The organism is Microvirga sp. RSM25, assembly GCF_044784385.1.
Taxonomy (GTDB): domain Bacteria; phylum Pseudomonadota; class Alphaproteobacteria; order Rhizobiales; family Beijerinckiaceae; genus Microvirga; species Microvirga tunisiensis.
In genome coordinates, this window is the sequence record NZ_CP173039.1 from 31,414 (window position 1) to 45,473 (window position 14,060).

Here is a 14,060-nt window from a genome sequence, read left to right on the forward strand (position 1 = left end):
GAATATAGGGTCCGGCCGGTCGATGTCAGGCCGAGGAGAAGTGCTGTCCTCGACGGGATTCGCCGTCGTTATCCGCGACCGGGCAGGCGGCCGGGAGTGCGGCAGGATGGATTGCTCGACCCTCGGTATTGTCATTCCCGCGCGGGTGGGAATCCAGAGCCGTTGACAGTCCCGACAGGAGCGCCGCCGCGGTTATGGATCCCGGGCTTCTCCGGGATGACGGTGCCGGGCTGGTTTTCACGCTCCCGCTTCGGCTTGCGCCGTTCGGCCCTGACATTCTCCGCCGTCATCACCGGCCTTGTGCCGGTGATCCCGATGGTTTGAAGCGCCGCGCTTTTCCGGATCGGGATGGCCGGGACAGGCCCGGCCATGACGAGGAGGGTGTGATGACGTCTGCGGGTGGATGATGTGTGTCACAGAGCCAGCACCTGTAGGCCCGGAGCCGGTGGGCTCCGAGCCAGTCAGGTTGATCGAGGGTGGTGCGCTGGGCAGCCCGGCTCGATGGGTATGGGAATGGGAAGAGCCGGACGGCGCCTCGCACGCGGGACTTTTAGGCGTTTAGACTTGGACCAGCACAGGGCTGCCAAGGGCCTCCCGCCAACCGGCGTGCGAGGCCTGCTGCAGGACCGCTCCCCGCCCCACATCTGCGACGCCCCGCGAGCGCCCCCGTCGGGCCGGGATGAGCACGGGTCGAGCCCAGATGATACACAGTGTCAAGAACAAAATGAGAACATTACACACGCCTCGTCACCACCGCCCCCGTCTTGGTGATCCCGATCCGCAAAGCACTGCGCCTCACCGGATCGAGATGGTCGGCACAGGGCCGGCCATGACGGGGAAGGTGTCATTCCCGGAAGGACGCGCAGCGGAGAGAAACGGAAGCCACTCACACCCTCACGGCCATGGGCTTCTTTCCTTGTTGCGTTCGCCGAGGATGACACGCAACGGCGTTGTCCGTTTTCTCGGCGGGAGGGGAAAACACCCTCGTCACACGATCCCGGATCGCCTGCAGCGTCCAGGCTGACGGTGGTACGCCATTGACAGACTTTCCGCTCTCCCGCATCCAAAAGCCATGCCGCAGCCCTCGACCGTCCGATCCACCGGCGATTTTCGCGCCGACCGCCGCTATGAATATGCCCGTGCCGCCTTCGATGAGCGCGACTTCGAGGCGGCCGCCGATCTGGCCCGGCAGGTGATCGAGCTCGCTCCGGACTTTGCCCCCGCCCATGTCATGCTCGGCCGCTCGGCCGCCGAACTGGAGTTACGGGAGGAGGCGGTGACGGCCCTGCGCCGGGCGCTTGCGCTCGAGCCCGAGGATGCGCTGGGCGTGCGGCTCGATCTCGCCCGGCTCGGCGCGCTCGCGCCCGGCGAGGCGATCACCGATGGCTACGTGCGGGCGCTCTTCGACGATTACGCGCCCAAATTCGACCGGCACCTGACCAAGAGCCTCGCCTATCGCGGCCCGGAGTTGATCGCCGATGCGCTGCGCCGGGCCTGCTCCAAGCGGATACGGGATTATCGCTTCGGACGGACTCTCGATCTCGGGTGCGGCACCGGGCTAATGGCGCAGGAACTTGCCGGGCACTGCGCCTCGGTCGAGGGCGTCGATCTCTCGCCGCGCATGCTGGAGAAGGCGGAGAGGACCAAGCTCTACGATACCCTGCACGAGGGCGAACTCGTTGCTTTCTTGAGCAGGCGCCGGACGGGCGAGGCCGATCTCGTCGTGGCGGCCGACGTGTTCGTCTACATGGCGGGCCTCGATGCGGTGTTTCGGGAGGCACATCGAGTACTGAAACGTGAAGGCCTTTTCGCCTTTACCGTCCAGGCGCATGAGGGCGACGGTTTCGTCCTCGGCGAGGATGCCCGTTACGCGCACAGCGAGTCTTATCTTCGCGATCTCGCGGACAGCGCTGGATTTACGCTCGTCATCTTCGAGCGCGTCTCGACCCGGGAGGACCGCGGCGTGCCGGTTCCCGGGTTCTTGTGCGTGCTGCAGCGCTGATCAGTATTGCGGCGGCGTCGAGGGGTGCGGCGCGCTCTCGTAGCAGCCGGCCACCGACTGGTCGAAATCGATCACCGAGCCGGTCATCATGCCGGATTCGCCGCTCGTCAGAAAAGCTACGGCCCGTGCCACCTCCTTCGGATCCAGCAGGCGGCCGAAGGGCTGCTCCTTCGCGGCCTTCTCGAGCCAGCCGTCCTCGGCATCGTGATAGGTCTTCATGATCCGGTCCTCGCCCGGCGTGTTCATCCAGCCGATGTTGAGGGCATTCACGCGGATGCGCCAGGGCATGAGGCTGAAGGCTGCGTTCTTGGTGAGCGTGGCGAGCGCGCCCTTCGAGCCGCTATAGGCGGTGATGAAGGGCTGGCCGCCATGGGCCGACATGGACAGGATATTGACCATCGCGCCTTCGATCTTCTCGCGCCGCATGATCTTGGCGGCCTCCTGCATGAGGAAAAAGGGCGCGCGCACGTTGACCGCGAACATGCGGTCGAACAACTCCGGGCTCGTGTCGAAGATCGTGCCGCGATCCGTGATGCCGGCCGCGTTCACCAGCACGTCGACGCGCCCGAACACGTTGTCCGCCCGTGCGGTCACCTGACGGGCTTCCTCGACGCTTTCCAGGTCGGCCTGCACGAATTCCGTTTGGCAGCCTTGGTTCGAGATCTCGCGTGCCACCGCATGCCCGCGCTCCACGTTGCGGCCGCAGATCACGAGGCCCTTGGCGCCGCGCTCGGCGAAGGTGCGGGCAATGGCCTCGCCGAGGCCCTGCGTGCCACCGGTAACGACGGCGACGGCATTCTGGAACTGGAAGTCGTGCGACATGGCGTTTGCCTTTTCATTCTCGTTGTTGGCGTTGCCCAAGCTGAAATGATCTTGCGGGAGATGGCAAGCGAGCATTGGCACGCGTTCACATCTTCAGATCCTTCACCATCTCCCAGCAGGCCACCGGGACTGGCCCGCTCCGTGTCTCCGCCTCCTCGACGATATCGGCCTCATGGCGCCAGCCGCAGCGTTCGTAGAATGCGCGGGCGTCGCGATTGCCGACGAGACACAGGAGACGGGCCCGGTCGAAGCCGCCTGCCCAGATCGCGTGTTCGCTTGCCAGCAGCAGGGCGCGGCCGAGACCCAGCTTTCGCCCTTCCGGCGCGACGTAGAGCTGGCCGAGCGTGTTTTCCGCCCAGGCGGCGAAGCCCAGAAGCCTGCCTTCGAAATAGGCCGCGAGGGGCGGCACGGGAAAGCGCCTCACCCGCTCGATGAAGAATGCTTCGTCGCGATCGGCCGCCACGCCCGGCGGCTGAAGAGGAGCCTGCGTCTCCTGCCAGACGGCATGGTAGAGCCGGCCAATCTCCTCCAGCTCGTCCCGTCCCGCTGCGCGAAGCCCGCCGTTCATGACATCTCCTTGATTCAGCAATAAATGTAATTCTGTTTCGAGCGTCAAGGCGCTCCCTGGCGAAAGCCGCGGCGCACCTTATGTCTAGGACAGATGTCGCAAGTCCCCGCCTCCCTTCTCCCCAAATCCTTCCGCGACTGGTTCAAGCGCCGTGGATGGGCGCCCCGAGACCACCAGTTGGAGCTGCTCGCCAAGGCCGGGCAGGGCCGCTCCGTGCTGCTCGTGGCGCCGACCGGCGCGGGCAAGACGCTCGCCGGGTTCTTGCCGAGCCTGGTGGAGCTGGCAGAGCGGGGAGGGGGCAGACCGAAGGAGAAGCGAGGGCTTCACACCCTCTACATCTCACCTCTCAAGGCGCTCGCCACCGACATCGCGCGCAACCTCGAAGCGCCGGTTGCGGAGATGGACCTTCCCATCCGGATCGAGACGCGCACGGGCGACACGCCGTCCCACAAGCGGGCGCGGCAGATCGAGCGCCCGCCGGACATCCTGCTGACCACGCCGGAGCAACTGGCGCTCCTGCTCGCCCATGCGGAGGCGCGGGAGTTCTTCAAGGACCTGCGCCGCGTCGTGCTGGACGAGCTGCACTCGCTCGTTACGTCGAAGCGCGGCGATCTGCTGTCGCTCGGGCTCGCGCGGCTCCTGACCATCGCCCCGCAGGCGACCGCGGTCGGCCTGTCTGCGACGGTGCGCGAGCCGGACGATCTGCGGCGCTATCTGGTGCCGCAGCGTACGGACGACGCCCTGGCCGACCTCGTCGTCGTGCAGGGCGGCGCGCAGCCCGATATCCGCATGCTCGAACTCGACGAGCGCCTGCCGCTCGCGGGCCACACGGCCTCGCTGTCGATGCCGGCGATCTACGATCTCATCCGCGACCACAAGACGACCCTGGTCTTCGTCAACACACGCCTGCAGGCGGAGTACACCTTCCAGGAACTCTGGAAGCTCAACGACGACAGCCTCGCCATCGCGCTCCATCACGGCTCGCTCGACGTATCGCAGCGCCGTCGCGTGGAAGAGGCGATGGCCGCGGGGAAGCTGAAGGCCGTGGTATGCACCGCGACCCTCGATCTCGGCATCGACTGGGGCGATGTGGACCTCGTGGTGAATGTGGGCGCTCCGAAAGGCGCCTCGCGCATCATGCAGCGCATCGGTCGCTCGAACCACCGCATGGACGAGCCGTCGGAGGCCTATCTCGTGCCCGCCAACCGGTTCGAGATCCTCGAATGCCGCGCGGCGCTGGATGCCGTGCACGAGGCGGCGCAGGATACGCCGGATGCGCGCATCGGCGCGCTCGACGTGCTGTGCCAGCACATCCTCGGCATGGCGTGCGCCGAGCCGTTCAAGCTGGATGAGCTCTATGGGGAGGTGTGTTCCGCCGCGCCTTACGCGGGCTTGAGCTGGGAGGATTTCGAGGCCTGCGTCGCCTTCGTCGCCACGGGTGGTTATGCCCTTCGTGCCTACGAACGCTTCGCCAAGATCGTGAAGGGCAAGGACGACCTTTGGCGCGTGCGCGATGCCAAGATCGCGCAGCAATACCGGTTGAATGTCGGCACCATCGTCGAATCCAGCATGATCAAGGTGCGGCTCGGCAGGACGGCACGCTCGCGGCCGGGCACCGTGCTGCCGCGCGGCCGCATCCTCGGCGAGATCGAGGAGTACTTTGCCGAGACGCTGACGCCGGGCGACACCTTTCTCTTCGCCGGGGAGGTGCTGCGCTTCGAGGGTATCAGCGAGGACGAGGTGCTGGCGACGCGCGCAGGCTCCGGGGCGGATCCGATGATCCCGTCCTACGAGGGCGGCAAGTTTCCGCTCTCGACCTTTCTCGCCGCGCGGGTGCGGGCGATCCTGGCCGATCCGTTCGAGTGGGACCGCCTGCCGCAACAGATGACCGAATGGCTGCTGCAGCAGCGCCGCCGCTCCATCGTGCCGGGGCCTCGCGACCTGCTCGTCGAGACCTTTCCGCGCAGCAACCGCTTCTACATGACCTGCTTTCCCTTCGAAGGGAGGCTCGCGCATCAGACCCTCGGCATGCTGCTGACCCGCCGCCTGGAGCGGGCGAAGCTCAAGCCGCTGGGTTTCGTCGCCAACGATTACGGCATCGCGGTCTATGCCTCCGGCGACATTGCGGCCCGCGCGGGTCGTGATCCTCATTTCATGGACGAACTCTTCTCCGAGGACATGCTCGGCGACGATCTGGAGGATTGGCTCGCCGAGTCCTCCCTCATGAAACGCACCTTCCGCCAATGCGCCGTCATCGCCGGGCTCATCGAGCGCCGGTTCCCGGGGGAGAAGAAGACCGGGCGGCAGGTCACAATCTCCACCGATCTCGTCTACGACGTGCTGCGCAAGCACGAACCCGACCACGTGCTCCTGCGCGCCGCGCGGGCGGATGCGGCAACGGGACTCCTCGACGTGAGGCGTCTCGGCATGATGCTAGAGCGCATCCGGGGGCGAATCATCCACAAGCCGCTCGACCGGGTTTCTCCTTTGAGCGTGTCCGTCATGCTGGAGATCGGCCGCGAGCGCGTCTATAGCGATAACGCGGACGAGATTCTGGCCGAGGCGGAAGCAGCGCTTCTCGACGAGGCTTTGGCGTGACGGCTTTGCGTAAGAACAAACAGACAACACACGAAATCGAGCTTCAGGGGCAGCCGGCTCTCCTCGATCTGACGGGGGCGATGTATCTGCCGGACCGGGACACGCTGCTCGTGGCCGATCTCCATTTCGAGAAGGGCTCGTCCTTTGCCCGGCGCGGCATGATGCTGCCGCCCTACGACACCCGCGAGACGCTTCTTGCGCTCTCCGACGCGGTGTTTCGCTTCGACCCCAAGTGCGTCATCGCGCTCGGCGACAGCTTCCACGACATCGGCGGGCCTGAGCGGCTCGGCGACGAGGAGCGCACGACGCTCGGCGACGTGCAGAAGGGGCGCGATTGGATCTGGGTCACGGGGAACCACGACCGCATCCTGCCCGACAGCATCGGCGGGCAGGTGATCGAGGAGATGGCGCTCGGATCCCTCACCCTGCGCCATGAGCCGGCGGCAGGAGAGCAGGCCGAGATTGCCGGCCACCTGCACCCGGTCGGCAAGGTGGTCATGCGCGGGCGCGCAACGCGCCGCCGCTGCTTCCTCACCGACGGCTCCCGCTGCGTCATGCCCGCACTCGGCGCCTATGCGGGTGGACTCAACGCCTGCGATGCCGCCTTCAAGCCGCTCTTCCCCAAAGGCTTCACCGCGCATCTCATCGGCACCGAGCGCATCTTCGCCATCGCCAGGGCGATGCTCTGCCGGGATTGAAAGCAACCTATACCATCCTTTCAGCTGTCATGGCCGGGATTGTCCCGGCCATCCCGATGATGTGAAGCGCTGCGCTTCAATCGGGATCACCGGCACAAGGCCGGTGATGACGCGAGCGTCGATGATCCGCCCACATGCCCGCACTATCCCCATTCTTCCTTCCGTTGCGCGCCCTTCAGTAAATGACTCGAGTCATTCCGCCTTCACCACAGGGGCCTCCGAGAAACGGGCCTGCCGTGGGGCGAGCTCATGGCCCTGCGGCTGCGTGAGAAGGCCGTAGAGATCCGGACGGCGGCCACGGATCCAGCGCCGTCCCGTGGCGAGCGGCAGGAGGTCGAGATCGAGGTCGGCGACGACCAGGGTATCCTGAGCCTTCCACGTTTCCGCGATGATCCGTCCATAGCAGTCGATGATCATGGCGTTGCCGGTGCGCACTTCCCCGTCATCCTCGCCGACGCCGTTGCTGAACAAAAGGAAATAGCCGTTGTCATGCGCGCGGGCAGGCAGCCAGCGCAGCAGCCATTCGCGTCCTTTCGGTCCCCGGAATTCGGCCTCGATGGCTTCCGGATTGCGGTGCCGGTTCTCCCAGAGGGCCGGATCGATCAGGCCCATGGCCTGGGGAGAGCGTGAATGACAGCCGCCGGTCTGGTGCGGCGCCATGACGATGTCGGCCCCGAGAAGCGCCGTCGCGCGCGCATTCTCGACGAGGTTGTTGTCCCAGCAGATGAGGACGCCGACCTTCACCCCCCAGGGTGTATCGAACACCGTGTAGCTGTCGCCGCTCGCGATGTCGTCGCTCTCGAAGGCATGAAGCTTGCGGTGGCGGTGGACCTGCCCATCGGGCAGGCAGACCGCATAGGTGTTGAAGAGACGGCCATCCTCTCCGCGCTCGATCAGGCCGACGCCGATGGCCATGTCGTACCGGGCCGACAGGGAGACGACGGCCTGGGTGGAGGGGCCCGACGGCACAGGCTCGGCAAGCTCCTCCAGGCGCTCCCGCCCGAGATTGCGCACGTGCCAGTACCCGGTCAGGCACATCTCCGGAAAGGCGAGGATCTTGACCCGGCTCTCGGCGGCTTCCCGGCAGAAGCGTTCCACAACCGCCATGTTGTAGGCCTTGTCATTGGCCTTGTGGTGGAATTGAACCGTTCCGCACCTGAGCATCATCGTGCACCCCGAGTTGAGCAACCGGCAGGATCGCCTGACGATCCCCGCGGGTAAAGAGCCGAGCGCGAGACGCTTCCTCAATCCCGCCGGAAGATCGTGCTGGCGAGCCAGCCGAAGAAGAGGGCCATCCCGGCCGTTGCCAGGCCATAGGCCAGGGACCAGTCGCGGGCAATGACCCCGACCCGTTCCTCGAAGCCGGTCTTGACCAGCTCGAAATGGGTCTGGGTGCGCGCCAGGATCACGGTGTCGGCAAAGAGCGTCACGTCGACATCGTAGTTGCCCGGCGGGGCCGTTGCCGGAAGCGCGATGCTGGCGCGGAAGATCTCGGGCGTCAGGAACGTCACGCCGCGCTCCTCTTCCAGATAGAGGCCTTCCTCCGCTTTGAGCCTGTAAAGCGCATCCCGGAAGGGCTGGTCCGCGCCGCCGCGATAGAGGGTGAAATCGGGGGCATTGATGATGGCACTCAGGCCGACCTTCTGGCGCTGGCGCAGCTGGTCGCTCGTAATCTCCTCAATAGACCGGGAGCTGAGCACGTTCAGATAGGCCGGGGCCGTCGGGAACTTCTGCTGGTCCTGGTTGATCCAGACAGGGCCGAGCCGTTCCTTTTCACGCACGGTCAGAAACTGGCGCGGCCCGCGAACGGTGACGACGATGTCGTAACCTGTGGCGCGGGCGATCGTCTGCGCATCCCGCTCGATGGCGCCGAACACGGCAATCTGCGTTCCGGTATAGTTCGAATTGATCAGTACCCGGTGGTTCGACAGCGACGTGATCAGGGTTTCCGCTCGGGCGCAGACCATCGTACCGACGAGGATCAGGAGGGCGCCGACGATCCTCACGTGCGCGTCTCCTGTGTCGTGATGGAGAAGGGCTCGTCCGGCTTCAGAACGAGTTCGAGGCCGAAGCGCAGGCCCACTGCCAGCAGCAGGATGGCGAGCAGGAAGCGGAAAAGCTCGGCTCGCAGGTGGCGCCCCATGCGCGCCCCGAACTGCGCTCCGAAGACGCCGCCGACGATGAGGAGGATCGCCAGGACCATGTCGACCGCCTGGTTCGTGACGGCATGCAGAATGAGGGCGACGAGGGTGGTGCAGACGATCTGGAACTGGGAGGTCCCCACGACCACGGTGGTCGGCACCCGGAAAATATAGAGAAGCGCCGGCACCACGATGAAGCCGCCGCCGATGCCGAGCAGCGCGCCGGCAAAGCCGATGAACAGCGAAAGCCCGAGGATCGGGATGATGCTGACATAGAGCTTGGAACGGTAGAAACGCATGCGCAGGGGCCAGCCGAGATAGGGCGCATGCTCGCCGGCCCTGCGCCGCAGGCGCACCGCGCCGCCCTTCCGTCGGCTCCAGAATTCCCTGATGCTCTCCTTGAGCATCAGGCTGCCCACGATGGTGAAGAGCGTCACGTAGGAGATGACGATGACGAGATCGAGCTGGCCCGCCCGTCTCGCCGCCGCGAAGAACCATACGCCCAGCGCCGATCCGACGAATCCTCCCGCCACCAATATGGCGCCGAGCTTGTGGTCGAGGGCATTGCGGCGCAGCGCTCCGAGCACGCTGGTCGTGGAGGAGGCGACGATCTGCGCCGATTGAGTCGCCACTGCGACGGCCGGGGGAATGCCGAGGAAGATCAGGAGCGGCGTCATCAGAAAGCCGCCGCCGATGCCGAAAAGCCCTGAAATGAAGCCTACCGCCGCACCCATCCCCAGGATGAGAAGAACGCTCACAGGCATCTCGGCAATCGGCAAATAGATTTGCAACCCGGTTCCCCCAATGGCCGGTGCAGCCACGTCGTTGTTACAGCATCATGCAGGCGGTGTAACGGTCATGTTCTGAACGGAAGATGACAAAGCCTGCTTGGAGCGTCGGACCCAAAAGGTGGAATCCCTTGTCGGACCCGAAACCCCTCTTCGATGAGCGCACCGTTCGGAGCGAAAAACCGGATCCACTGTCCGCATGATGCGCTAGGCTTAACTCCTGTTGCCCGGCGTTCGATCCAGAGCGGCGGTCCGGCCCTGGACGGAGACAGGCGGCTTGTTGGCAACGGGATCGACGGCCCTCGGTCGCCAGAGTTCGAGAGCCGCCTTGGCGGCCTTCATTTCGGCCGCGCTCAGGCGTCCGGCCATCTCGTCCCGCTTCCGGGCGGCCTCCGCGTCTCCCTGGTCTGCAGCGAGGGAGAACCACTGGAAGGCCTTGGACTGGTCGGGCTTTGCTCCGATGCCGCCGGCGAGCAGGATCCCCGCGTTGTACTGGCTGTCCCGCAGGCCGGATTCGGCGGCCTCGCCGTACCAGCGCAGGGCAGCGGCGTAATCCGGCTTTCCATTCTGGCCCGAGGCGAGAAGGGTGGCGAGGTTGTGCATGGCGCGAATATTGCCGCCCAAGGCTGCACGCTCGTACCAGAACGCGGCCTGCTTGAGATCGAGCGGAACACCTTCCCCCTTCGTATGCATCATGGCGAGCCGTTCTTGGGCGGGAGGAAGTCCCGCTTGGGAGGCCCGCTCGAAAAGATGAGCCGCGATGGTCATGTCCTTGGCCATGCCGCGTCCTTCTGCGGCTCGGGATGCGATCTCATAGAGAGCCGCCGCATCGCCGGAGAGAGCCGTCTGCTGCAGCTCAGCCGGCGCATCGGCCGGGATCCCACCGATGGTCGCAGGATCGACGAGAAACTGTCCAGCTGCCAGTGGGGCGACAGGATTGAACCCCGCGCCAAGGCTAGATGCCTGAAAGACGCTGGTGTCACTGGCCAGGGAGGAATGCCTCGCCGCGGCAGGCTGGGCCGTTTCCTGCGGTTTTCCGGCCGGTGTCGATGCCCGGTCAAGGGAGCTCCGCTCGCCGGACAAAATCTGGAATGTCCCGGCGGTCAGGATCAGGAAGGCAAGTCCGAAAAGAAGAGGACGGCGATGGCTGTCGAAGCTTTGACGCAGACGTTCGAAGAAGGACGCGGAGGCCTGAATCGGTTCATCCGCCTCCGGCTCTTCGGGTTCAGCCGCCTGCTCCTCCTTCGGGTTCGAGAGCGAGAGGGGAGCGGGCAAAGCCGGCTCCGGTGCCGCATTCTGCACAGCCCGCCGGGCTGCGGCGATGAAGTTGGCGCGGACGTTGCCGAGAGCGGCTTCTGGGGCGGCTTCCGGAGCGGCAGGTATGGTTGCGCCGGTCTGTGGAGCCTCCGGTGTCGAGACATTCAGGGCTTCGCAGGAAGTCGTGTCAAAGGAAAGAAGCGCGACTCCTTCGATCTGCGACAGGGTGGCCGCATGGAGCCTGCGCACGGCGACTTCGAGACGATCGGCCGGCGGCAATGGAGTGGATGGCACGTCCAGCCCGGGCTTGAGCGTCCCGCCAGGGGCGTAGGGGGGCTGGTTCGGAAGGCGGGAGGCGAGCGCTTCCAGAGCATCGTGGACGGCGCGCAGGGTTTCCTGCGTCTTCTTGTCGGAGCGATTGTGCAACGCTTTCAGCTCGACGAAGCCATGCTTGAGCGCATCGAGATCGCCGGAATCCGGCAGGGAGGGGCGGATGTCGTTCAGCACGGTCCTGGCGGCGCGCTCGGCAATGCCGACGGCCTCGTCCTGAAGGTTCTTGAGATGCCCGGTCGCCTCGTTAAGGGTCCTGTGCAGAGCCTCTCCGGGCATCTGCTCGAAGCGTTCGGCCAGGGCCACGACCTGCCGTTCGAGGGCATCGAGGCCTGCGGGGTGAGGCGGCGTCCGCTCGAGCTTCTCGTCGATGGAGCGCAGCATCTGCGCCATCCCGGAGGTGTCCGTCCGCCGGCCGAACTCGCGTAACTCCTGCTCGATGCGGTCGAACCTCTGCAGCAGAGGCTCGTGGGAGGAAGCCTCCTGTTCGGCAACGGCCTCGATCCGCGAGGACAGCCGTTCGATCGTTCCGGTCAGCGCGTGGCCGTTCTCGGTGCGGCTGTCGGAAAGGCTGGCCATCCGCTCGGTCAAGCGCGCGAGCTGCTCGCTGATCGGGGTGAGATCGGCCGGTGCCGGCTCGGGACGTCGGGCGAGAACGTCGATGCGCCGACCCAGGATCTCCAGCTGCTCGGGAATCTTGCTCGTCTCCTGCGCCGTGGCGGTGACGAAGAGAGCCGAGCAGACATCGTCGAGCGACGTCTTCAGGGCGGTGAAGTCGCTCTTGCTCACCTGATGGAGGCGAAGCTCGGAAACCTGACGGCCGAGGACCTCGATATTGTCGGAAAGCTTGGCAATCTGCTGCGGTTCGGCCCGATGCGCCAGATCCTGGCGCATATCAACGATCTGGCAGCTGAGGAAATCGACGACGGAGCGGTCTACCCCCGTCTCGGCCATCGCGTCGATCTTGCCTTTGATGTGGTCGATCTCATGGCCGATACGCCGGTGCAGTCCTTCGCTCACCTCCCCCGAAAGAGACTGTATCTGCTCGTAGAGAACGGAGATCGAGCTGGCGAGGGTGCGCAGATCCTTCGTCGTCGGTCCCTGCTCGAGATCCTTGGCAATCGACCCAAGGGCGGCGTCGAGGGCTGCGATCTCCTCGCGGGTTGCAAGGCTTTCGATGCCGGAGCGCAGCCCATCGATCTCGGTGCGGATGCCTTCGACGGAAGGGCCCCAGGTGGGATTGGGTTGTTCCAGGTACGTGGCAAGGCGCGACATGTCGGCCCGCAGGCCGACGAGCGTTGCGGAAACGGGCGCGAGCGCCTTGAGCGCCTCCTCCATGGGGAATTCGATGCGCGGTGGAGCAGCCCGTTCCGAGGTGACCTGGCGCTCCACCGTATCGAGGCGGTCCTTCAGGGACGACAGGGCCTGGGACAGCACGGCGGCGATCCGGTCCTGCTGGTCCACGGAGCTGCGGGCCGCGTCGTTCAGGCGGATTTCCGCCTGCTCGATCCAACTGGCCATGGATTCGAGCGCAATTGCCGTCTGGGAGGCCTGATCCTGAGCCTGACGCTCGCTCTCGGCCGCCACGGCAGCCATCAGGGCTTCATAATCCCGCTTGGGCTGGGACCGGGGCGGAGGGGACATCCGGGCGATCAGGCTCTCGAGATCGCTGCCGGCCCTCCGGCGCGGGGACGCCGGCCTGTCCTGCCTCTCTTCGAGCACGGCTGCGGCCCAGTCCTCAAGGCTCATGCCGGCCCGGCGAGCCGCGGCGGCGACCAGCTCGCGGGTGTCGAGGTCCAGGTCATCAGGTCTTGAGAAGACGTGTCGTCTCATGGTTGGGCTCGCGGGGATACGCGTGAACTTCTAAGGCTGGCTACGGCCCCGTACCGATGCTCGCCTCCGGGCCAGGAGCCTGAAAGAGGCGAATCACGTCGCTTCCAGACCCTTCGTCCGACGCCGCAACTTTTGTCCGCCATAGTAAAAAACCCGTTAAACGGAGGGGATTTAGAGGCAAATGGTGCCCGGAGATCGGCTATCTTCCCTATCGGAATCCCCGAAAGAGGATTTTCTTTTGCCCCAGCGGCAGATGAAGTGCGCAATACTCTTGCAAGTCCTGAAATTCATGTTGTATTATATCATTACTGAAGGGGAAGTGCTCGCACCGACCCTGTAACGAAGAAATAACGGGGCGTTCCATGGATCAATTTGCAGGCAGCACCCATGCCGGCGAGACCGGAGAGGGTGCAAAGCTTTATACGATAGGCGATCTCGCACGGGAGTTCGGAGTGACCCTCCGCACCCTGAGGTTCTATGAAGACCGCGGTCTTCTGTCCCCACGCCGGGACGGAACGGCTCGCATCTACGATGCCCGCGACCGCGAGCGTCTCTCCGTCATCCTCAAGGGCAAGCAGCTTGGCTTCACCCTGACCGAGATCCGCGCCATGCTGGCGGAGGAACGGTCGGGCAATGGAGCGGCTATGAACCTCAAGCTCTCCCTCGACCAGATCGAGGATCAGATCCGCCATCTCGAGCAGCAGAAGATCGAGATCGAAGAGGCGCTGGCCGAACTCCGCGCCCGGCGCGCAGGCGTGGCGTTCGCCGCCTGAATCGCGGCACCTTAAAAACCTGATCTTTCAACGACGCCCACCCGGCAGCAGACGACATGCTTGCTGCCGGGTGGGCGTCGCCGCTTGTGCGATGCCGCTTGTGCGATGCCAGGACTGGAAGGACCGGTCGAGCCTCCGGCGGATAGGCCTATGGCGTGGCCGGAAATCGACTTTCGTCGCTTCCATCAAAGATTTCCCACCCTACCTCTTTCAAAAACGGCAAGATGGTTTATATGTAAACTATCTACTT

Annotated in this window: 11 protein-coding genes; 4 read left to right on the forward strand and 7 right to left on the reverse strand. The window is 65.2% G+C overall.

Translation table 11 applies throughout. From position 1 onward, the window contains the following. Positions 1-131 precede the first annotated feature (131 nt). Complete coding sequence (locus ACD578_RS00160) at positions 132-371, reverse strand: hypothetical protein (RefSeq protein WP_404289802.1); 240 nt, start codon at positions 369-371, stop codon at positions 132-134. Between the two features lie 701 nt (positions 372-1,072). On the opposite strand from ACD578_RS00160, the gene ACD578_RS00165 reads away from it, so the two are divergent. Next, positions 1,073-2,002, forward strand: coding sequence for a methyltransferase domain-containing protein (locus ACD578_RS00165; protein ID WP_404289804.1), 930 nt, complete (start codon positions 1,073-1,075; stop codon positions 2,000-2,002). Here the strand turns inward: ACD578_RS00165 and ACD578_RS00170 are convergent, their stop codons facing one another. Beyond that, positions 2,003-2,824 carry an SDR family oxidoreductase gene (locus ACD578_RS00170; RefSeq protein WP_404289806.1) on the reverse strand — a complete coding sequence of 274 codons (822 nt, stop codon included), beginning with the start codon at positions 2,822-2,824 and terminating at the stop codon, positions 2,003-2,005. It abuts the gene before it with no gap. Positions 2,825-2,909: 85 nt separating this feature from the next. Continuing rightward, complete coding sequence (locus ACD578_RS00175) at positions 2,910-3,392, reverse strand: GNAT family N-acetyltransferase (protein WP_404289808.1); 483 nt, start codon at positions 3,390-3,392, stop codon at positions 2,910-2,912. Positions 3,393-3,485: 93 nt separating this feature from the next. On the opposite strand from ACD578_RS00175, the gene ACD578_RS00180 reads away from it, so the two are divergent. Beyond that, positions 3,486-5,990 carry a ligase-associated DNA damage response DEXH box helicase gene (locus ACD578_RS00180; protein WP_404289810.1) on the forward strand — a complete coding sequence of 835 codons (2,505 nt, stop codon included), beginning with the start codon at positions 3,486-3,488 and terminating at the stop codon, positions 5,988-5,990. Next, the gene (gene pdeM / locus ACD578_RS00185; RefSeq protein ID WP_162002884.1) at positions 5,987-6,688 is read left to right on the forward strand and encodes a ligase-associated DNA damage response endonuclease PdeM; all 702 of its coding nucleotides are present in this window, start codon (positions 5,987-5,989) and stop codon (positions 6,686-6,688) included. Before ACD578_RS00180 ends, pdeM begins: the two co-directional genes overlap by 4 nt. A gap of 192 nt (positions 6,689-6,880) precedes the next feature. Here pdeM and ACD578_RS00190 read toward each other — a convergent pair whose 3' ends face one another. The 4 genes from ACD578_RS00190 to ACD578_RS00205 form a co-directional block, all read right to left on the reverse strand. Continuing rightward, positions 6,881-7,855: a nitrilase family protein gene (locus ACD578_RS00190; RefSeq protein ID WP_404289812.1), complete on the reverse strand. Its 975-nt coding sequence runs from the start codon at positions 7,853-7,855 to the stop codon at positions 6,881-6,883. A gap of 77 nt (positions 7,856-7,932) precedes the next feature. Next, positions 7,933-8,694, reverse strand: coding sequence for a TIGR02186 family protein (locus tag ACD578_RS00195; protein ID WP_404289814.1), 762 nt, complete (start codon positions 8,692-8,694; stop codon positions 7,933-7,935). Continuing rightward, positions 8,691-9,620 carry a sulfite exporter TauE/SafE family protein gene (locus tag ACD578_RS00200; RefSeq protein WP_152710815.1) on the reverse strand — a complete coding sequence of 310 codons (930 nt, stop codon included), beginning with the start codon at positions 9,618-9,620 and terminating at the stop codon, positions 8,691-8,693. Before ACD578_RS00200 ends, ACD578_RS00195 begins: the two co-directional genes overlap by 4 nt. A gap of 210 nt (positions 9,621-9,830) precedes the next feature. Beyond that, the gene (locus tag ACD578_RS00205) at positions 9,831-13,037 is read right to left on the reverse strand and encodes a hypothetical protein (RefSeq protein ID WP_404289816.1); all 3,207 of its coding nucleotides are present in this window, start codon (positions 13,035-13,037) and stop codon (positions 9,831-9,833) included. A gap of 362 nt (positions 13,038-13,399) precedes the next feature. Between ACD578_RS00205 and ACD578_RS00210 the strand changes: the two genes are divergently transcribed. Next, positions 13,400-13,810, forward strand: a complete 411-nt coding sequence (locus ACD578_RS00210; RefSeq protein WP_404289818.1) for a MerR family DNA-binding transcriptional regulator — start codon at positions 13,400-13,402, stop codon at positions 13,808-13,810. The last annotated feature ends 250 nt before the right edge of the window (positions 13,811-14,060 follow it).